The following is a 19,804-nucleotide window of genomic DNA, read 5'->3' as shown; positions in this document are numbered from 1 at the left end:
CAGCGACGTGGAGATGCTTGCCGGCCTGCGCGCTGACTGCCGTGAGCTGGCGCAAGAGATTATCGACACGTTTTCCCGCGGTCCGGCAACCATGGTGGCGACCGCGGAATCCTGCACCGGCGGTCTGATCGCCGCGGCAATTACCGACATTGCCGGCTCTTCCGCCGTCTTCGACCGCGGGTTCGTGACCTACTCCAACGAGGCCAAGCAGGACATGCTGGGCGTGCGGGCAGCAACACTCGAGGCCTACGGCGCGGTGTCGGCGCAGGTAGCAACCGAAATGGTGCTAGGCGCGCGGCGGCGCTCACGGGCCGATATTGCGGTCTCGGTCACCGGCGTAGCCGGTCCCGGTGGCGGCAGCCGGGACAAGCCGGTGGGACTGGTCTGGATGGGCCTTTCCGGCCCCGGCGACCTGACCAGCGCTTCCGAACTCAGATGGGATCCCTCATGGAGCCGCGACATGATCCGCGCCGCAACCGTATGTGCCGCACTTGAGGCCCTGCTCGGCCGTGCCGACTTGCGCTAGGCTTCTCAAGACACTCCGGTTTCGCCGTAGATCTTTCGGGCGCGTTTTTCAAAGGCCTCGGCAAACATGCGAAAGGCGCGGTCGAACATCGCGCCCATCAAAGCACCGAGCACCATGCTCTTGAACTCATAATCGATGAAAAACCTGACTTCGCATCCGCCATCGCTGCGTGGCTCGAAAGTCCATTTGTTGTCGAGATACTTGAACGGACCATCGAGGTATTTGACATCGATCACCAGATCCTCGGGCTTGAGCAGCACCTGGCTTGTGAAGGTCTCGCGGATCTTCTTGTAACCCACGGTCATGTCGGCAATCAGCAGAGACTTGGCGTCGCCGTCCTTGCGCGAGCGAACCGACAGCGCCTCGCACAAAGGCAGGAATTCCGGGTAGCGCTCGACATCGGCCACCAGATCGAACATCTGGCGCGGCGAATGGGGAACGGTGCGGGTGGTTTCGTATTGAGGCATTGAATCAGCCGGCTGCCGCAGCCGCCAGCTTCGCTTCCCGGTTGGCCTTGAGACGGGCGAAATCATCGCCGGCGTGGTGCGAAGAACGGGTGAGCGGGCTCGACGAGACCATCAGGAAGCCCTTGGTGTAGGCGATCTTCTCGTAGCTCTTGAACTCATCCGGCGTGATATAGGCCATCACCTCGTGGTGCTTGCGGGTCGGCTGCAGGTACTGGCCGATGGTCATGAAGTCGACATCGGCCGAGCGCAGATCGTCCATCAGTTGCAACACTTCGTTGCGCTCCTCACCCAGGCCCACCATGATGCCGGACTTGGTGAACATGGTCGGGTCGAGTTCCTTGACCCGCTGCAACAGTCTGAGCGAATGGAAATAGCGCGCGCCGGGACGAACGGTCAGATAGTTGCCGGGCACGGTTTCGAGATTGTGGTTGAAGACGTCGGGCTTGGCGGCAACCACGCGTTCGAGCGCGCCGGGCTTGCGCAGGAAATCCGGCGTCAGGATTTCAATCGTCGTCTCCGGAGAGGCTGCACGGATCGAGCGGATCACCTTTTCGAAATGCTCGGCGCCGCCATCGTCGAGATCATCGCGGTCGACCGAGGTGATGACGACGTGTTGCAGGCCCATCTGCTTGACCGCCTTGGCGACATTGTAGGGCTCGTGCACGTCCAGCGCATTGGGCTTGCCGGTAATCACGTTGCAGAACGCACAGGCGCGGGTGCAGATTTCGCCCATGATCATGAAACTAGCGTGCTTCTTGTCCCAGCACTCGCCGATATTGGGGCAACCAGCTTCTTCGCAGACCGTGACGAGGTTGTTTTCCTTCACGATCGAGCGGGTTTCCTGATAGCCCTTGGATGTCGGCGCCTTGACGCGAATCCATTCCGGCTTGCGCTTGACCTCGGTATCCGGACGCTTCTGCTTTTCCGGGTGGCGGACGCGCCGGGTCTCGGGCTTGATCGCATCAGGCTTGGTGGCGTCGAGGATCGTGACCATTTCGTGGTCCCTTCAATTCGCGTTGTGGTTCAGCCGCGCTTGGAGCGGCCGAAAATCCAGAGAATGAGGATTGCGCCGGCTATGGCGACAACCAGATTTCCGGCAAATCCGTAGTAATTGATGTTGAGCACTCCGGCCAGTGCGCCGCCGACAAAGGAACCGGCGATGCCGACCAGCATGTTGGTGAACAGCCCGTGATCGCGCTTCATCACGCGTTCGGCCACGTAGCCGGCAATGGCGCCGATCAGCAGCAGACCGAAAAACCCGACACCGGGCATTGTCATGAAGCCCGCCTCATGTTCCATCACCATCTGTCTCCGTTGGCGGCGTTTTCAAGCGCGCGCATGATCAACCAGAATGTAAGGCCGAGCATCAGTCCCATCAATGCCAGGATGACCGATACCGCGAGAATTCCCGCCAGCCCTTCAAGCCGGACGGCGCCCAGTTCCACCGCGCCGCGGCCGCTCAGGGCTGCCAGACCGCCAAGGGCGCCGAGCACGGCACCGCCGATCACCGGCAGCACCACAGCTCTTGGCATCCGGCCGAACCCGCTCACGCGTTGAGCGCCTGCCCATAGGCGTCAAGCACGCTTTCCTTCAGCGTTTCCGAGATCGTCGGATGCGGGAAGATGGTGTGCATCAACTCTTCCTCGGTGGTCTCGAGGTTCATCGCCACGACAAAGCCCTGGATCAGCTCGGTAACCTCCGCACCGACCAGATGGGCGCCCAGCAGTTCACCGGTCTTCTTGTCGAAGATTGTCTTGACCATGCCCTGGTCTTCGCCGAGCGCAATCGCCTTGCCATTGGCAACAAAGGGGAACCGGCCGACGCGGATGTCGCGTCCCTGTTCCTTGGCCTTGGCTTCGGTGAGACCAACGCTTGCCACCTGCGGATTGCAATAGGTGCAGCCGGGGATCTTGAGCTTGTCCATCGGGTGCACATTGGGCATGCCGGCAATCTTCTCGACGCAGATGACGGCCTCGTGCTCGGCCTTGTGCGCCAGCATCGGCGGACCGGCGACGTCGCCGATGGCATAAAGGCCGGGCACATTGGTCTTGCCGTAACCGTCAATAACGATGCAGCCGCGATCGGTTTTCACACCAAGCGCTTCGAGCCCGATATTCTCGATATTGCCCTGTACGCCAACGGCCGAAATCATCCGGTCCGCGGTGATCTTCTCGACCTTGCCGTCCTTGAGTTCGACATGGGCGGTCACGGAGTCGGCGCCCTTTTCCACCTTGGTGACCTTGGCCTCGAGCAGGATCTTCATGCCCTGCTTGTCGAACTGCTTCTTGGCGAAGGCGGAGATCTCGGCGTCCTCGACCGGCATGACGGTCTTCATCACCTCGACCACGGTCACGTCGACCCCCATGGTGCGGTAGAAGGAGGCGAACTCGATGCCGATGGCGCCGGAGCCCATGACCAAGAGCGATTTCGGCATCTTCTCGGGTTTCATCGCCTCGAAGTACGTCCAGATCAGCTTGCCGTCGGGCTCGATGCCCGGCAGGGCGCGGGGCCGCGCACCGGTGGCGACGATGATGTGCTTGGCGGTGTAGGTGCCCTCGCCCAGCGTGTTCTTGGGGATCGGGCCCTGCGGCTCGACGATCTTCTTGGTGGTCTTGGAGACCTTGATCTCGCCGGGCTTGGTAAGCTTGGCCTCGCCCCAGATGACGTCGACCTTGTTCTTCTTCATCAAGAAGCCGACGCCGCCATTCATGCGCTCGGCAATGCCGCGCGAACGCTTGACGATGGCGTCGAGATCCGGCGTCACCGTGCCTTCGAGCTTGAGGCCATAGTTCTTGGCATGCTCACTCAGGTGCAGCACTTCGGCCGAGCGCAGCAACGCCTTGGTCGGGATGCAGCCCCAGTTCGAACAGATACCGGCCAGATGCTCGCGTTCGACAACTGCCGTCTTGAGCCCGAGCTGGGACGCACGGATGGCCGCGATATAGCCGCCAGGGCCGGACCCGATGATGATCACGTCGTAATTGTTTGACACGCCTCGTCTCCTCTAAGTCAGGGCGGACGGATCACGGTCCGCCCTGCCAGGTTTACGGGGCAAGGTCGGGCTGTCTCAGCCGGCCAGCATCCCGTAGATTTCATCCTTGAGCTTCAGGCGCTGCTTGCGCATCGATTCCATGTTGAAATCATCTGTCGGCTCAATGTCGGTTTCAGCACGGTGGATGGCCCGGTTGACGTCGTGATAGGCATCGAAGAGCTTGGCAAAATGGGCATCGCCCTGCTTCATCTCGTGCATTTTCTCAACGTGCTCGGGAAATTCCTCCGCCAGTTCGTGGGGTGTATGGGCCATCAATCATCTCCTCGTTGGCTGGGTGATGAAAGCAGTCTAGTCCCCCTATGTCCTTGTTCTCCTTGACCTTGGTCAAATGTCCAAAATTCAGTGCCCCAACAGCAGCCGCGCCACCGGAGCCAATCCGCGGCCGATGGCGCGGGTATTCTTTGCATCAAGATGCACACCGTCGATCGCCGAACACGCGGCCACCGAGCCGGCATCGAAAAAACCGGCCCCGGTTTCATCGGCCAGATCGGCATAGAACGAGGCCAGCATGGCCGACTCGGCAACGCCGCCCTCGAACATCGCGGCGAAATCCGGATCGGCGGTTTCCACCAGCGGCGGCGGCGAGACCACCAAGATCTGCGGCGGTTCCTGGTCGTCCACCGGCCAGGCATGCAGCTTCACCAGTTGCAGCAAACGGCGCATGCCCTTGGAGGCGGCATGCGCGGTGCCTGCGAGAACCGGTTTCATGTCGTTCGAACCGAGCATGATAATCACCAGATCCAGCGGTGCATTCGTGTGCAGAACCGTCGGCAGCGTCCGCGCGCCATTGCGGTCGCAGTCGCCGGTGTAGTCGTCAAAAGCCGTGGTGCGGCCATTGAGGCCATCGGCCACCACATGCACGCCCTCGCCCAGCGAAGCGGTCAGCACCGTCGGCCAGCGGTCTTCCAGCTGATGCCGTGCCCGGGTCCTGGGGTCGTAGCCCCAGGTCAGGGAATCGCCATAGCAGAGCACGGTTTTCATGGTCTACCTTTCACCGGAAGCCAGAGTCTCATTCATGCCCCAGCTTGCGCAAGCCCAGCGCCACGAACAGGAACAACACGCCGTTTGAAACCAGTTCGATGCCAAGAAGCAGACCCAGAATGGTGGTCGCAGACGCTGGCAGACCGGCCAGGATTAACACACCCAGTGCTGCGGAGACGAGGCCGGAGACCAGTACCCAGACCCAGCCGCTGGCTGGTTTGAGCGACAGAGCGAACATGATCTTGGCAACACCGGTGGCCAGAAACAGCACCGCCACCAAGAGCGTCAGCGGGATGGCTCCGGCCAAGGGATCGGCGACCAGGATGACACCGACGAGCAGCGACAGAACGCCAAGGCCGAGCGACCAGATGAAGCCCGGCCAGTCACGGACGCGAAACGCGTGAATGATCTGGATGACACCCTGGATCAGGAACACCCATCCGGCCAGTGTGACGGCGAAGATGGTCGCCCCAAACGGGTTGAGCAGCGCCAGGAAGCCGCCGATGATACAGATCACCGCCAGCGCTGCCATCCAGGTCCAGCTTCTGCCGAATGTCCCGCTCACATCCTGATCTGCCATGTGCAGTCTCCCGTTCCGGATCGCGACAGTTCTCAGACAAGCATTCCCATCGGGTTCTCGATGTAGCCCTTGAAGGCGGCCAGCAGTTCGGCACCAAGCGCGCCGTCGACACAGCGGTGATCGGTTGAAAGCGTCACGCTCATCACCGTAGCCACTGCCAGTGCGCCATCCTTGACCACCGGGCGCTGTTCGCCGGCACCGACAGCCAGAATGGTGGCGTGCGGCGGATTGATGACGGCGGCGAAGTCCTTGACGCCCATCATGCCCATGTTCGACACCGAGGTGGTGCCGCCCTGGTATTCCTCGGGCTTGAGCTTGCGCTCCTTGGCGCGCTTGCCGAGATCCTTCATCTCGTTGGAGATCGCAGACAGGGTCTTCTGCTCGGCCGAACGGATGATCGGGGTGATCAGGCCGCCGGGGATCGAGACGGCAACGCCGACATCGGAGTGCTTGTGCACCACCATGTTCTCGTCGGTCCATGAGACATTGGCATCCGGCACATCGCGCAGCGCCAGCGCCAGCGCCTTGATCACCATGTCGTTGACCGAAAGCTTGTAGGCGGGCTTGTCGTCCCTGACCGGGGCCGACTTGTTGAGCTGCGATCTGAGCGCCAGCAGCGCATCGAGTTCGCAATCCACGGTGACGTAGAAATGCGGGATGGTCTGCTTGGATTCCTGCAGGCGCCGGGCAATGGTCTTGCGCATGCCGTCATGCTTGACGAGCTCGTAGGAGCCCTCGGCAAAGTTCTTCAGCACCGCGTCGTCCGACATGGCCTTGGTCGCTGCGGCGGGTGCTGCCGAAGCTGCGGCCTTGGGCGCATCCGCGGCCGCAGGCTTGCCGGTGCCCGAGGCAATCGCTGCCTCGACATCCTTCTTGACGACGCGGCCATGCGGGCCGGAGCCGGAAATCTGCGCCACGTCCACACCGGCATCCTTTGCGATGCGCCGGGCCAGCGGCGAGGAAAATACCCGTTCGCCGGATTTCGTGGTCGGCGCCGGTGAAGGTGCGCCGGGATTCTGGTCGCGGATCGGCTTGTCGAGCTTCGCGGCCGGATCGGATGCCGGTGCGGATTTTTCAGCATCCTGCTTGGAGGTGTCGGTCTTGGTCGATTCTTCCGCCTTCGGTGTTTCCGTGGCAGGAGCTGCTTCGCCGCCGGCCTTGGCGGCGTCCTCGACGCTTTCGCCTTCACCGGCAAGAATGGCAATCAGGGCATTGACCTTGACGCCTTCGGTGCCGCCGGGAACGACGATCTTGGCCACCGTGCCCTCGTCGACAGCCTCCACTTCCATTGTTGCCTTGTCAGTCTCGATCTCGGCGATGACGTCACCGGGGCCAACCTTGTCGCCTTCCTTGACCAGCCATTTGGCGAGGTTGCCCTCCTCCATGGTCGGCGACAGGGCGGGCATTGTGATGTTGATAGGCATCTGTCAGTCCTCCCCTCAAGCCGTGTAGGTGACGGCTTTGACCGCATCGACAATCTCCGCGACATTCGGCAGCGCGAGCTTTTCGAGATTGGCCGCGTAGGGCATCGGAACATCCTTGCCCGCGATGGTGATGATCGGCGCATCGAGATAATCGAACGCCTGTTGCTGAACGCGCGTGGCAATCTCGGTGCCGACCGAGGATTGCGGATAGCCTTCCTCGACCGTGACCAGACGGCCGGTCTTCTTCACGCTTTCGATCACGGTCGGCAGATCCATCGGACGGATGGTACGCAGGTCGATCAACTCGACATCGATGCCCATGCCTGAGAGCTCTTCCACGGCCTTGATGGCGTAGCTCATGCCGATACCGAAGGAGACGATGGTCACGTCCTTGCCCTTCTTGTGGATGCGGGCCTTGCCGATCGGCAACACGAAATCATCCATCTTCGGCACATCGAAAGTGTGGCCGTACATGATCTCGTTTTCCAGGAAGATCACGGGATTCGGATCGCGGATCGCGGCCTTGAGCAGGCCCTTGGCATCGGCTGCCGTGTAGGGCATCACCACCTTGAGGCCGGGAATGTGGCTGTACCATGCAGCGTAGCACTGGGAGTGCTGGGCGCCGACGCGGGCGGCCGCACCATTGGCGCCGCGAAAGACGATCGGTGCCCCCATCTGGCCACCGGACATGTAAAGCGTCTTGGCAGCGGAGTTGATGATCTGGTCGATCGCCTGCATGGCGAAGTTGAAGGTCATGAACTCGACGATCGGGCGGAGGCCGGCCATGGCTGCGCCGACAGCGATGCCGGTAAAGCCGTGCTCGGTGATCGGGGTGTCGACCACGCGGCGGGCGCCGAATTCCTGCAGCAGGCCCTGGCTGATCTTGTAGGCACCCTGATATTCGGCCACTTCCTCGCCCATGAGGAAGACGTCTTCATTGGCGCGCATTTCCTCGGCCATGGCATCGCGCAGGGCTTCGCGCACGGTGGTCGGCACCATTTCGGTGCCCTCGGGGATTGCAGGATCGGACAGGGCTTCATTGGCGACGGGGGCTGCCGGAACGGGTGCTGCCTTTTCCGGTTCGGAGGCCGCTGGCGCTTCCGGTTCCGCCGTAGCCTGGGCAGGTTCCGCGGCCTTGCCGGAGCCGATGTCGGAGGCGCTTTCGCCCTCTTCCAGCAGCACGGCTATTAGCGCATTGACCTTGACGTTCTCGGTGCCGGCGGCGACGACGATCTTGCCGATCGTGCCCTCGTCGACGGCTTCGACTTCCATTGTCGCCTTGTCGGTTTCGATTTCGGCGATCACGTCGCCGGCGGCAACCGTATCACCCTCGTTCTTGAGCCATTTCGACAGCGTGCCCTCTTCCATGGTCGGGGACAGCGCAGGCATCAGGATATCAATCGGCATGGTGTTCCCTCCCCTTAGAGCAAAATGTCGGTGTAGAGCTCGGAGGCATCCGGCTCCGGATTGTTCTGGGCGAAGTCGGCGGAATCGGCCACCACTTCGCGCACCTTCTTGTCGATGGCCTTGAGGTCATCTTCGCTGGCATGCTTGAGTTCGAGAATTCGCGCCTTGACCTGTTCGATCGGGTCGCTCTCCGAGCGCATCTTCTGCACCTCGTCCTTGGAGCGGTATTTCGCCGGGTCGGACATCGAGTGGCCGCGATAGCGGTAGGTCAGCATCTCGAGGATGATCGGGCCCTTGCCGGAGCGGCAATGGGCAACCGCCTCGACGGCTGCCGCGTGCACAGCGCGAACATCCATGCCGTCGACCTGATGGCCGGGGATGCCGAAGGAATTGCCGCGCAGGGAGAAATTCGACTGGGCCGAGGAGCGCGCCGTCGAGGTGCCCATGGCGTAACGGTTGTTCTCGACGATGTAGATTACCGGCAGCTTCCACAGCGCGGCCATGTTGAAGCTTTCATAGACCTGGCCCTGATTGGCGGCGCCGTCGCCGAAATAGGCGAGCGACACATTGTCATTGCCGCGGTACTTGTTGGCGAAGGCGAGACCGGTACCGAGCGACACCTGGGCGCCGACGATGCCGTGACCGCCGTAGAAGTTCTTCTCCTTGGAGAACATGTGCATGGAGCCGCCCTTGCCATGCGAATAGCCGTCCTTGCGGCCGGTCAGCTCGGCCATGACGCCGCGTGCTTCCATGCCGCAGGCCAGCATGTGGCCGTGGTCGCGGTAGCCGGTGATGACCTGGTCACCATCCTTGAGCGCCATCTGCATGCCGACGACTACGGCTTCCTGACCGATATAGAGGTGGCAGAAACCGCCGATGAAGCCCATGCCGTAGAGCTGGCCGGCCTTTTCCTCGAACCGGCGGATAAGAAGCATCTCGCGATAGGCTTCCAGCTCGGTTGCCTTGTCGAACTCGGTGATCCCGCCGTTCAGCCCGCTTTTCTCAGCCGGTTTCTTGCGGGATGCGGCAGTGGCGCTTTTGCGTGTAGCCATCTCATCCTCCCATTAGGTATCGTGAATTGACCATAGGAAAATTGGAGGGGTTCAGCAAGCGCATAAACGCATAGCTGGCATTCGCTCTAGAGAACTGTTTTTATTAGAAAATTGGACGATTAACTTAATTCAGGTTAACTCGCCGGATCAGTTGAAATACACAACCTCATCCTCGCGGGCGACGTTCAACAGAAACCGCGCCCGCTCGTCAAGCATGTCCGCTTCCACCGCACCGTCGCTCAACAGCATCACCTTGCGTTCGAGATGTTGCCTGCGTTCGGTCAAGCTTGCAAGCCGTTCCGACAATTCGACACGGCGAATCTCAAGCGCTTCGGCTGATTCCAGACCGTAGGCGCCCGACCATGAATGAAAACCGAAATATTTGAAGCAGGCGACCGACAGCACCGGGACGACCCAACGGCTCCAGAATCGCTTTTTCCTAAACTGTGTCCGCATTCGAAAAACGCCTTACCCCTGCGAAGCGATCAGTCTGCCGCAACAGGCTTAATATAGCGTTAGCTGAAACTGCAACTTGCTGCATTGCAAACAAAAACCCGCGCTTTCGCGCGGGCTCCTTGACTGGCCGTATTCTGCGCCATGCAAGGCGCACGCCGTGTTATCCGCGCAGGACGGAGGTTCCCGCGTAAGCCCCCTCTACACCGAGTTCCTGCTCGATGCGGATCAGCTGGTTGTACTTGGCAAGCCGGTCCGAACGCGACAGCGAACCGGTCTTGATCTGTCCGCAATTGGTTGCGACAGCCAGGTCGGCAATGGTGGAATCTTCGGTCTCGCCGGAGCGATGGCTCATGACAGCCGTGTAGCGCGCCTTGTGTGCGGTTTCGACGGCATCGAGCGTTTCCGACAGTGTGCCGATCTGATTGACCTTGACCAAGATCGAGTTTGCAACCCCCATCTTGATGCCGTCGCGCAGGCGGGCGGAATTGGTGACGAAGAGATCGTCGCCAACCAGCTGGCAACGGTCGCCGATCTTGTCGGTGAGCGACTTCCAGCCGTCCCAGTCATCTTCGCCCATGCCGTCCTCGATCGAAATGATCGGGTATTTCGCCTGCAGTTCAGCCAGGTAATCGGCCATCGCTTCGGGCTCGAGCGCGCGGCCTTCGCCGTCAAGCTGGTACTTGCCGTCGCGGAAGAATTCGGTGGCGGCGCAATCGAGCGCCAGATGGATGTCCTCGCCGGGACGATAGCCGGCCTTCTCGATCGACTTCATGATGAAATCGAGCGCATCGGGCGCGCTCTTGAGGTCAGGCGCGAAGCCGCCCTCATCGCCGACATTGGTGTTGTAGCCGCCGGCGGAAAGCTCCTTCTTCAGGGTGTGAAACACCTCGGAGCCCATGCGAACGGCGTCGCGGAAGGTTTCAGCGCCGACCGGCATGATCATGAATTCCTGAAAGTCGATCGGGTTGTCGGCATGGGCGCCGCCATTGATGATGTTCATCATCGGCACCGGCAGCAACCTGGCGTTGGCACCGCCGACATAACGGTAGAGCGGCAGTCCGCTCGACTGGGCGGCGGCGCGGGCGGCGGCCAGCGAGACGCCGAGAATGGCATTGGCGCCGAGATTGCCCTTGTTGGCCGAGCCATCAAGCTCGATCATAGCCTTGTCGAGGGCGATCTGGCCTTCGGCATCCATGCCGCACAGGTTCTCACACAGCGGGCCATTGACGGCCGCCACAGCCTTCTCCACACCCTTGCCCAGATAACGGCTGCCGCCATCGCGCAGCTCAACAGCTTCATGCGCACCGGTCGAGGCGCCGGATGGAACCATCGCCCGGCCCATGGCACCGTCCTCGAGATGCACGTCGACTTCAACCGTCGGGTTTCCGCGGCTGTCGAGGATTTCCCGTCCGACAATATCGATGATGGCGGTCATGGTGTGGTTCCTTTGATTGTATGTGGCAGGGAAGTGTCTGCGCCGTATTACCGCACCGGGACAAAAAATCAATCGCGGCGCGTGGTGCGACGTAGCACCCACAGAGCGCCGACGCCGCCGAGCGACCGATGTCACAGCTCCTGACCCACTCGGCGGAATGCGAAGCGTATCTGCTTAAAATTTATTTGCACCCGTTAACTTTATCTCTCACCGAAATACCATGATATTTACGGGGCTTTTCGGGATGACGTTCTCGGAGAACACTCAAATATAATGGATTTATACCCGGAATCAGACACCAACAACTCCTTTTAATTGAACTCGCAATACGAATGCAACCTGAAAAGACGTGCTAGAAATCGAGCACTGCCGTTAATCACTGCTTAGGCATTTGGCAACCGCCGCGAGACAAGACTTTGCCGTATTCGGGGGCAGCCTCACACACCGTGACGTTCTTGCATGATGCATTCCGCGCCCTTGCATTATGACCACGCAAATGGAGCACTACGGGCTGCAATAATGAGTCTTACTATTCAAAAAACCCTTCTTGGGCATAGTCGTCTCTGTCGGCCTCACCAGCTCAATCGCTCTAAAGAAGTACATCTTCGAAGAGCTCAGAATCAACGGTATCGTCTATCACGATCTTGCGCACGGCAAAGACCTGGTCGCCGACATCAATCCGCCAGCGCTTTACGTGGTCGAACCCTAAATGCTCGCCAATCAATTGCGGATAACCGAAAGCCTCGAAACCCGGAATTTCCCAATCTTGGCACCGGCGATTAAGGTTTCGATAACCACGAATACCCATAGTTATTTAGGGGATATTCGAAGGGCTGACACACCCCGAATGACGTGAAGCCAACAACCGCGATCGGTGCTGATCCTGGTTGCCACCACAACATCGCATCCAATTGAGGGTGACAACCTCGGAAAGGACTCACATTTCTATCAACATCTCGCGTAGCCTATTGCTGCTCGCGGCAACTGTGACGCTTGGCCTTGTGGCGGCGTTCGGGCTTCAAAAGAATATCTACGACAAGCTCAAGGTTACTGGTCCCACCTATTCCGTGATCGTTGACAGCAAGGATTTGCTTGCCGACATTCTGCCGCCGCCGCTTTACGTGGTTGAATCCTACATGCTGGCGAATGAAAACGTGGTCCACCCCACGCTGGTCGAACAGAACAGTGCCCGTATCCGGGAACTGCAAGGGGAATACGAGACCCGCCGGCGATATTGGCTCGACTCGAGCTACCAGAAAGAACTGGTCAATCACCTGAGTTCGGGCATTCTGAAAGAAGGCGAAGCCTACTGGCAAACCATGACCGGCGCCTTCCTTCCTGCAGTCGAGGCCGGTGATTTTGATGCCGCGACGATTGCACTGGATGAACTGCGCAAATCGTTCCTCGCAAGCGATGCCGCGGTCAAATCGCTGGTCACGGAAGTTTCCGAGTTTGATGAGGACTTTCGCGGCAAAGCCGCCTCCGAGGACAGCTTCTATTCGGTGGTCACTCTTGCCGCCAGCGTAGTGTCGGTAATCGTGTTCCTCGTCGGGCTTTTCATCTTCCGCCAGCGCGCCATTGTACCGCTGACGGCCATGAAGGATTACATGCGGGTCCTTTCGGACGGCGATTTCAGCCGTGACGTGCCCTATGCGGAACGCACCGACGAGATCGGCGAGATGGCCCAGTCGGTTGCCTTCTTCCGCGACACGGCCATCGAGCGGGATTCAGTTCGCGCCCAAGGCGAGACCGTTCGCAAGGAAAAGGAAGCCCAGGACGCTGCCACCGCCGCCCGCAAGGCGGAAGAGGATGCTGAACGGGTCAAAATCATCGAGGCGCTGTCTCGTGGATTGGAGAATCTGTCAGCCGGCAATCTGACCTATCGCATCACCGAGCCTTTCGCCCCCGAATACATGAAGCTGCGGAATGAGTTCAATGCATCGATCGAAAAACTGAACTCGACCCTTTCGGAGATTGCCGAAACCACAGATTCTGTTCGCCAGTCATCTTCAGAGCTGGGTTCGGCAGCCGATGACCTGTCCAAGCGCACGTAGCAGCAGGCAGCTTCGCTTGAGGAGACCGCAGCAGCACTCGACGAGATCACCTCGACCGTGAAGAGTTCCTCGCAGCGCGCCGAGGAGGCCAGTGACATGGTTGGCTCCGCCAAGACCGGTGCCGAGAAGTCTGGCATGGTGGTCAAGAACGCCATTTCGGCGATGGAAAAGATCGAGGACTCATCCAGGCAGATCAGTCAGATCATCTCCGTCATCGATGACATCGCCTTCCAGACCAACCTGCTGGCGCTCAATGCCGGCGTCGAGGCGGCACGCGCCGGAGACGCCGGCAAGGGGTTTGCCGTCGTTGCGCAGGAAGTGCGCGAGCTGGCGCAGCGTTCGGCGAACGCGGCCAAGGAGATCAAGACCCTGATCGAGACCTCCTCGACCCATGTCGGCGCCGGCGTGTCGCTGGTCAATGAGACCGGGACGGCGCTCGGCGAAATCGAAAGCCAGGTCGGCAAGATCAACGATCTGGTGCAGTCGATCGTCACCGGCGCACGTGAACAGTCCACCGCGCTCATCGAGATCAACACGGCGATCAACCAGATGGATCAGATGACGCAGCAGAACGCCGCGATGGTGGAAGAGACCAACGCCGCCACGCAGGGGCTTTCCGGCGAGGCCGTCAAGCTCGAGGGGCTGGTGCGCCGCTTCACCACCGATGGCAGCGCCAGTCACACCACTCCGGTTGCGGCCAGCACCACTTCCAAACCGGCGCAGTCCCCTGCCCGGGCACTCGGAGCCAAGGTCGCCTCGGCCTTCGGCTTTGGCGGCGGCGCGGCCACCGCTGCCAAGGAAGAAGCCTGGAGCGAGTTCTGACAGATCAAATCCACATGGTAGAATAAAAAAGGCCGCCGGGGACAAACCGGCGGCCTTTTTGCTGCTTCAGGCGGAAAACGGCGGTATCGGGAGTCAGGCCCGCTTGGCGACACTGTCGAATGCCATGAGGGTTTCAAGCAAGCGCGGCATCTCGGTGAGCGGCACCATGTTGGGGCCGTCGGAGGGCGCGTTGTCGGGATCTTCGTGGGTTTCGATGAACAGAGCCGCGACGCCGACCGCGACGGCTGCGCGCGACAGGGTCTCGACGAATTCACGCTGGCCGCCCGAGGAGCCGCCCTGCCCGCCGGGCTGCTGCACCGAATGGGTGGCGTCGAAGACGACGGGCGCGCCAAATCCGGCCATGATCGGCAGCGAGCGCATGTCCGAGACAAGCGTGTTGTAGCCGAAGGAGGCGCCGCGCTCGGTCAGCAGCACGTTGGCATTACCGCTTTCGGTAACCTTGGCCAGCACATTCTTCATGTCCCAGGGCGCGAGGAACTGGCCCTTCTTGACGTTGATTACCTTACCGGTGTTGGCGGCGGCCACCAGGAGATCGGTCTGGCGGCACAGAAAGGCCGGGATCTGAAGGATGTCAACGACCGTGGCCACTTCCGCACATTGGGCCTCGGTGTGGACATCGGTGATCACCGGCAGGCCGAGCTCACCCTTGATATCGGCAAAGACGCCCATTGCCTTTTCGAGGCCGAGGCCGCGCTTGCCCGACAGCGAGGTGCGGTTGGCCTTGTCGAAGGAGGATTTGTAGACCAGACCGATGCCGAGCCTGCCGCAGATTTCCTTGAGGCTGCCGGCCATCTCGAAGGCATGCTCGCGGCTTTCCATCTGGCAGGGACCGGCAATCAGCGTCAGCGGCAGATGATTGCCGAAAGTGACGTTGCCGGCTGTGACGGTGGCGTTGGGAGCGCTCATCGGATTTCCTCAAAACAGTAATAGGCGCCCTGCCCCGGCGCCGGATCAACCACCAGGCGTCCACCCACCTGGCGGCAGGTGACATCGTTTTTCAAGAGCAGCGCTGCAACAGCTGCGAGATCGGCGACCTTGTAGACCACGGCGCGGCCGGTAAGGCCCCGCTCGCGCGACGGATCGCTGACGCCGAGATGGGTTTCCAGCCCGGCCTTGTTATAGACCGTGATGGTGGCGCCCTCGAGCTCGATTGACATGCCGAAGGAATTGGCGTCAACCTCGCGGTTGCAGGCAAGTTCCTGGATGAAATACTGGAAGTCGGTCGGGTTGGGCTCCGACAGGATGACTTCGGAAATGCCCGTGACGCCGTTCTGGTGCCTGGTCAGAGCCGAGCGGTCGGCGGCCGGCGCATTTATCCGCTCGACGGCAAAGCCGAAGAAATCCGGCGTGCGCAGGTCTGCGGCGAACGCCAGCTTGAAACTGGCCGTATCCTCGGAACCGTCAGGCATTTTCATCGGCCGGGAGAATTCCAGCATTTCGCCGCCCGACATGCCGAGCTCGACGAAGCGTTCGTGATCGGCATCGCCATCATCAGAGCCGACGACGAGAGCCGAGAACCCGTTTTCGCTTCTGCGGAAGCGGTAGGCCTGATCGCGGGCGACAAAGACATTGCCTTTTCGCGCCGCCGCTTCGCATTCCTCGCGCTGGGCGACGCCGAGCGGTTCGAGATAGGTGCCGTCGGCGAAGAAGACACAGGCGTTCTCGGTGCCGAAAGGATGGCGCGCGTCGGCGGCAACGGTAAATCCGAGCGCTGAATGCCGGGCGCGCGCAATGTCGAGATCCTCGACCGGCAACACGAGATGATCGAGGGGACGTCTTAATCGCGGTGATGGCATGAAAAGTCTTGCTCCGTTCGGCCCTCCCCATATCAGCAAGCCCGGATCGGGTGCAACCGCGGCGTTGGTGGCTGGCGGGCCGCCTGATGGCTGAAAACCCGCCACCCTTGCGGGAATCGTGGCCACACGGTAATCAGTTAACGGGTTTCGAACGGGAGCGAGTTTTGACCGGACTGTTTGCTGGCGCCTTGCGCCATTGCCGCATTCTGCTGATGTCGGTGCTGGTGGCGGCCGCAGTCTCCGGCTGCGCGTCAACCGGCGGGTCGATCGAGGACGTGGTTGCGCCGATCGCACCGACAACCGAGAAATACGCGGCCATCGTGGTCGACGCAAAGACCGGCAAGATGCTCTATGGCGCCAATGTCAACGAGTTGCGCTACCCGGCCTCGCTGACCAAGATGATGACGCTCTACATGCTGTTCGAGGCGATGGACGAGGGCCGGATCAGCCGCAACGACCTGATCCCGATTTCAAAGAATGCCGCTGCACGTCCGCCGTCCAAACTGGGGCTGAAGCCGGGGCAGACGATTCCGGTCGACACCGCAATCCGGGTGCTGGTGGTAAAATCCGCCAATGATGTGGCCACGGCGACAGCCGAATTTCTCGGCGGCGGATCGGAAGCGCGCTTTGCCCAGATGATGACCGCCAAGGCACGGGCGCTCGGGATGAAGCGGACAGTGTTCAAGAACGCCTCGGGCCTGCCCGACAGCGAACAGGTGACGACCGCCACCGACATGGCGATCCTGTCGATCGCGCTCAGACGGACGTTCCCGCATTACTACGCTTACTTCGGGCAGAAGGAAGTTACCGTGGCCGGCCGCACCATCAAGGGCCACAACAAGGCGCTGGACATGATCCCGGGGGCCGACGGGCTCAAGACCGGCTACACCCGCGCCTCGGGTTTCAATCTCGCTACCTCGGTCCGCCACCAGGGCAAATCCGTGGTCGGTGTGGTGATGGGCGAGAACACCTCGGCAATCCGCAACGCCCGCATGGCCGCACTGATGTCGGCCTATGTGAAGAAGGCGAAGTAACTCGCTGCTTCAACACGGTGGTCCCTTGCAAGGCCAGAAGCCAGGCGGCCCCTGGCGTATCTGCATGTTACTGCCGTTCGCAGGTAATGCCGGTCGGCGGCTGTTCATCGATCTGCACGAATCCCAGTTGCAGCAGTTTGGTGTCGTGCCCGGCGCGCAGCCTTCTTGAGCCCGCGCGGGTGGCCGCCGGGGTTGGAGCTTGAGTTTCGGGTCCGGAGGGCCGCACGCGGGCATTGCCTTACGGAGTGAAGAGTAAATTGAGTGGCGCAGCCTGCGCACGGCCCGACTATCGCCGGATGATGTCCGCATCCGACAGGCAGTCACTGCTTCGCTCATCCGCTTGAGGGTTTTCACCCGACGCGGAGGTCCATGGGTTTCCCCAGGCCGCAACCCGGACCGGGGCCGCGGCGGAAGCGTTTGGTGCGGTCTCCGGCACGAAGCATCTCCCCGTCCTTCCAACGGGGCAGACCTCCGCCACAGGCCCGGTTCGCTGTCCGGTCCCGCCTGCGTGAGCATGCAGGACCCGGGGACGTCCCGGTGGCCGGCTGATCCCGGAGGTTGTCACACCACCGAGGCCGCCGACGGAGCCGCACTTGTCACCGCCTCCTCCCAGGCCCTGCCGCACGTCATGGCAGGTCCCGAAAGGCAATCCTCCCACCTGGTCCGATACGTTCGCGATCCATCCGGCAGCGGAAGCGCAATAATGATGGCATATGTTAGGAGGATGGGGATGAAATTGTGGGAAAACTTGTTCGCGATAGCGCGGCGCGCACCCTCTCCCCCTTGGTCGGGGAGAAAGCTAATTCATGGCCTTAGCTTCAGCAAAGCCTTAGATCTTGTCAGAGAGGGGGTCGGTTTTAGGGTGTGGAACGTCCCCCTTGTAAGCAGAAGCAATGCCGATGTGGTAGAGATATTGCCGCGGCACCGGATAGTAGCCCGTCCCCCCTGCCCTCAAATGTCGTCACCGCCCTCTGGACGCCGCTTCGCCGATCTGCCACAAGCCGGGCGGGACGCGACTGCCGTTATCTATAGAACGGGGTCGGGCTGTAGATTGACGTCACGCAGCTGCCGCGAGGACACGCCGGCCGTTCCATTCTCCTCCGGGACATAGCGTTGACAGCGCGAGTATGGCGTTCTTCCTCACGAGGTTCACGCTTTCGGTCTTTCTCCGAGTTCATCCTTGCCGTCCTCTGACAAGAGGTCGGTGCCGGCTTGCTGCTGGCGCTCATCCTCGACCTTGCGGAGAACCGCCTCGTCGACACCGGTGTCGGTGACCTGTTCCGGCGGCGGCGTGCCGGCTTGCTTGGGTTCGGGCGCCGGAACCGGTTTGAGCGTGGCCGAGCCCGGTTCGCCCGGAGACACTTGCCGGCCCGTATCCGGCCGGCCTGCGGCCGGCACCGGCATGCCGTTGTCGAAGCGCAGGCGGTAGATCGGTTCCGGCAGCGCGAAGCCTGCCTGTTCGAGCGCGGTCTTGACCGTGCGGATGGCTTCGGAGCGGGCCTTGACGAAATCGGTCTCGGTCTGGTTGATCCAGCCGGAAACGCCGATCAGGACATTGGAATCACCGACCTTCTCGATCCAGGCACCGGGTTCGGGATTGCGCAGCACGAAATCCAGACCGGCCAACGTGTCGTGGCAGACCGCCAGTGCCTCGTGCAGCACGCTGTCGGCGTCGACACCGAGCTCGAAGGAGAAGCGGCGCTCCGGGTTTCGGGAATAATTGACGATCCTGGCCTTGAACACCGTGGCATTGGGGATGCGGATGTGATTTCCGTCGATATCCATCAGAATGGTGGCGCGCGAGGTGAGCCGGATGACGAACCCCTCCATGCCCTCGAGCGCGATGAAATCCCGCGGCTGGAACGGCTGGCGGATCGAAAGCAGGATGGAGGCGATGTAGTTCTCCACAGTGTCCTTGACGGCGAAGCCGATGGCCAGGCCAATGATGCCGACGGCACCCAGAATGGTGCCGAGCACCGCGGTTGCCCCCAGAATATCGAGCGCCATTAGTGCCCCCAGCATGACGAAGGCCAGCCAGACCGTCTGGCGCAGCAGATCGGCGATAAAGGCGTTCGGCGTGAGCCAGTCCCATGGCTGCTTGCGGGTGGTGACGAACCAGCCCAGCATGCCGATCAGCAGCCAGACGAGGGCCGCGACCAGGATCAGAGGCAGATAGTCCAGCGTCTGCTGCATGCGGTTTTCGAAACGGCCGATGACCGGCTTGAGACGCTCGGTGACGGCCGTCTGTTCGGTCAGCTGGTTTTCAATGGCGACAACGCCCGAGACACGGCTGACCAGATCCTCGGCCTTCTTGGCAAGCGGCGCTTCCTCGACCTGGCCGCTCAGGGTAACGACGCCCGAACTGACGGAGACGAAGATCCGGTTCAACCCCTCGATCTCGCGAAAGATGGTCTGGATTCGGCTGCGGATCTCGTTGTCGGAGGTGACGCTGTCGCCGATCTCGATGGTCGGCCCGGCCGGCTCGACGCTGTCCTGGGCGATCGCGGTGGTGGGGAGGGCAAGCCCGAGCACAATGATGGAGATGAAAAGACGGAAATGCCGCATGCAGTATAGTCCTTGCCAAGTCCGAAAGGGTGTCCAGGCAAGGTAGCGTGAAGGGATGACGGTGGCCACGGGTTTGTTTGGCGTGAATTGGCGAAGACACAGCCGCTACGATCTTCTTCAGATCATATCGTC

21 protein-coding genes are annotated in these 19,804 nt (G+C 61.2%); 5 read left to right on the top strand and 16 right to left on the bottom strand.

Annotated elements, in window-relative coordinates; all coding sequences use genetic code 11:
• Positions 1 to 13 precede the first annotated feature (13 nt).
• Entirely contained in the window at positions 14 to 526 is a 513-nt protein-coding gene (locus tag CRO46_RS18165) for a CinA family protein (RefSeq protein ID WP_097109391.1), read from the top strand.
• A gap of 5 nt (positions 527 to 531) precedes the next feature.
• Here CRO46_RS18165 and CRO46_RS18160 read toward each other — a convergent pair whose 3' ends face one another.
• The 13 genes from CRO46_RS18160 to eno form a co-directional block, all read right to left on the bottom strand.
• Positions 532 to 993 carry a type II toxin-antitoxin system RatA family toxin gene (locus CRO46_RS18160; RefSeq protein ID WP_097109217.1) on the bottom strand — a complete coding sequence of 154 codons (462 nt, stop codon included), beginning with the start codon at positions 991 to 993 and terminating at the stop codon, positions 532 to 534.
• A 4-nt stretch (positions 994 to 997) separates the two neighbouring features.
• The gene (lipA, locus tag CRO46_RS18155) at positions 998 to 1,987 is read right to left on the bottom strand and encodes a lipoyl synthase (protein WP_097109216.1); all 990 of its coding nucleotides are present in this window, start codon (positions 1,985 to 1,987) and stop codon (positions 998 to 1,000) included.
• Between the two features lie 29 nt (positions 1,988 to 2,016).
• Positions 2,017 to 2,292, bottom strand: coding sequence for a GlsB/YeaQ/YmgE family stress response membrane protein (locus tag CRO46_RS18150; protein WP_097109390.1), 276 nt, complete (start codon positions 2,290 to 2,292; stop codon positions 2,017 to 2,019).
• A complete protein-coding gene (locus CRO46_RS18145; protein ID WP_097109215.1) occupies positions 2,292 to 2,543 on the bottom strand; it encodes a hypothetical protein in 252 nt (83 codons plus the stop codon). Before CRO46_RS18145 ends, CRO46_RS18150 begins: the two co-directional genes overlap by 1 nt.
• The gene (lpdA, locus tag CRO46_RS18140; RefSeq protein ID WP_097109214.1) at positions 2,540 to 3,985 is read right to left on the bottom strand and encodes a dihydrolipoyl dehydrogenase; all 1,446 of its coding nucleotides are present in this window, start codon (positions 3,983 to 3,985) and stop codon (positions 2,540 to 2,542) included. Before lpdA ends, CRO46_RS18145 begins: the two co-directional genes overlap by 4 nt.
• A gap of 75 nt (positions 3,986 to 4,060) precedes the next feature.
• Positions 4,061 to 4,297, bottom strand: coding sequence for an HP1242/YdcH family protein (locus CRO46_RS18135; protein WP_097109213.1), 237 nt, complete (start codon positions 4,295 to 4,297; stop codon positions 4,061 to 4,063).
• Positions 4,298 to 4,384: 87 nt separating this feature from the next.
• Complete coding sequence (locus CRO46_RS18130; RefSeq protein WP_097109212.1) at positions 4,385 to 5,026, bottom strand: SGNH/GDSL hydrolase family protein; 642 nt, start codon at positions 5,024 to 5,026, stop codon at positions 4,385 to 4,387.
• 28 nt (positions 5,027 to 5,054) lie between these two features.
• Complete coding sequence (locus tag CRO46_RS18125) at positions 5,055 to 5,606, bottom strand: HdeD family acid-resistance protein (RefSeq protein WP_097109211.1); 552 nt, start codon at positions 5,604 to 5,606, stop codon at positions 5,055 to 5,057.
• Positions 5,607 to 5,638: 32 nt separating this feature from the next.
• Positions 5,639 to 7,030 carry a pyruvate dehydrogenase complex dihydrolipoamide acetyltransferase gene (locus tag CRO46_RS18120; protein WP_097109210.1) on the bottom strand — a complete coding sequence of 464 codons (1,392 nt, stop codon included), beginning with the start codon at positions 7,028 to 7,030 and terminating at the stop codon, positions 5,639 to 5,641.
• Between the two features lie 15 nt (positions 7,031 to 7,045).
• Positions 7,046 to 8,437: a pyruvate dehydrogenase complex E1 component subunit beta gene (locus CRO46_RS18115; protein WP_097109209.1), complete on the bottom strand. Its 1,392-nt coding sequence runs from the start codon at positions 8,435 to 8,437 to the stop codon at positions 7,046 to 7,048.
• A gap of 14 nt (positions 8,438 to 8,451) precedes the next feature.
• Positions 8,452 to 9,489: a pyruvate dehydrogenase (acetyl-transferring) E1 component subunit alpha gene (gene pdhA, locus CRO46_RS18110; RefSeq protein WP_097109208.1), complete on the bottom strand. Its 1,038-nt coding sequence runs from the start codon at positions 9,487 to 9,489 to the stop codon at positions 8,452 to 8,454.
• Between the two features lie 147 nt (positions 9,490 to 9,636).
• Positions 9,637 to 9,945 carry an FtsB family cell division protein gene (locus CRO46_RS18105; RefSeq protein ID WP_097109207.1) on the bottom strand — a complete coding sequence of 103 codons (309 nt, stop codon included), beginning with the start codon at positions 9,943 to 9,945 and terminating at the stop codon, positions 9,637 to 9,639.
• 160 nt (positions 9,946 to 10,105) lie between these two features.
• Positions 10,106 to 11,380 (bottom strand): phosphopyruvate hydratase, encoded by a 1,275-nt coding sequence (eno, locus tag CRO46_RS18100; RefSeq protein WP_097109206.1) that lies wholly within the window; start codon positions 11,378 to 11,380, stop codon positions 10,106 to 10,108.
• 547 nt (positions 11,381 to 11,927) lie between these two features.
• Between eno and CRO46_RS20020 the strand changes: the two genes are divergently transcribed.
• The 3 genes from CRO46_RS20020 (at position 11,928) to CRO46_RS20200 (ending at position 14,256) form a co-directional block, all read left to right on the top strand.
• Positions 11,928 to 12,089: a hypothetical protein gene (locus CRO46_RS20020; protein WP_179759115.1), complete on the top strand. Its 162-nt coding sequence runs from the start codon at positions 11,928 to 11,930 to the stop codon at positions 12,087 to 12,089.
• A gap of 277 nt (positions 12,090 to 12,366) precedes the next feature.
• Positions 12,367 to 13,434 (top strand): HAMP domain-containing protein, encoded by a 1,068-nt coding sequence (locus tag CRO46_RS20205; protein WP_244577960.1) that lies wholly within the window; start codon positions 12,367 to 12,369, stop codon positions 13,432 to 13,434.
• Between the two features lie 57 nt (positions 13,435 to 13,491).
• Positions 13,492 to 14,256 carry a methyl-accepting chemotaxis protein gene (locus CRO46_RS20200; RefSeq protein WP_244577959.1) on the top strand — a complete coding sequence of 255 codons (765 nt, stop codon included), beginning with the start codon at positions 13,492 to 13,494 and terminating at the stop codon, positions 14,254 to 14,256.
• A gap of 93 nt (positions 14,257 to 14,349) precedes the next feature.
• On the opposite strand, the gene kdsA is transcribed toward CRO46_RS20200, so the two are convergent.
• Together kdsA and CRO46_RS18085 are read right to left on the bottom strand one after the other, a co-directional pair.
• On the bottom strand, positions 14,350 to 15,183 hold the full coding sequence (gene kdsA / locus CRO46_RS18090; RefSeq protein WP_097109205.1) for a 3-deoxy-8-phosphooctulonate synthase: 834 nt from the start codon (positions 15,181 to 15,183) through the stop codon (positions 14,350 to 14,352).
• On the bottom strand, positions 15,180 to 16,073 hold the full coding sequence (locus tag CRO46_RS18085) for a VOC family protein (protein WP_097109204.1): 894 nt from the start codon (positions 16,071 to 16,073) through the stop codon (positions 15,180 to 15,182). The genes kdsA and CRO46_RS18085 overlap by 4 nt, the downstream gene beginning before the upstream one ends.
• 164 nt (positions 16,074 to 16,237) lie before the next feature.
• On the opposite strand from CRO46_RS18085, the gene CRO46_RS18080 reads away from it, so the two are divergent.
• On the top strand, positions 16,238 to 17,107 hold the full coding sequence (locus CRO46_RS18080) for a D-alanyl-D-alanine carboxypeptidase family protein (protein ID WP_244577958.1): 870 nt from the start codon (positions 16,238 to 16,240) through the stop codon (positions 17,105 to 17,107).
• Positions 17,108 to 18,256: 1,149 nt separating this feature from the next.
• On the opposite strand, the gene CRO46_RS18075 is transcribed toward CRO46_RS18080, so the two are convergent.
• A complete protein-coding gene (locus CRO46_RS18075; RefSeq protein WP_097109203.1) occupies positions 18,257 to 19,672 on the bottom strand; it encodes a mechanosensitive ion channel domain-containing protein in 1,416 nt (471 codons plus the stop codon).
• Between the last annotated feature and the right edge of the window lie 132 nt (positions 19,673 to 19,804).

Source organism: Parahoeflea halophila (assembly GCF_900220985.1).
GTDB lineage: Bacteria > Pseudomonadota > Alphaproteobacteria > Rhizobiales > Rhizobiaceae > Hoeflea > Hoeflea halophila.
The sequence above is the reverse complement of the archived record's forward strand: the minus strand, read 5'-3'. Positions and strand labels throughout refer to the sequence as shown.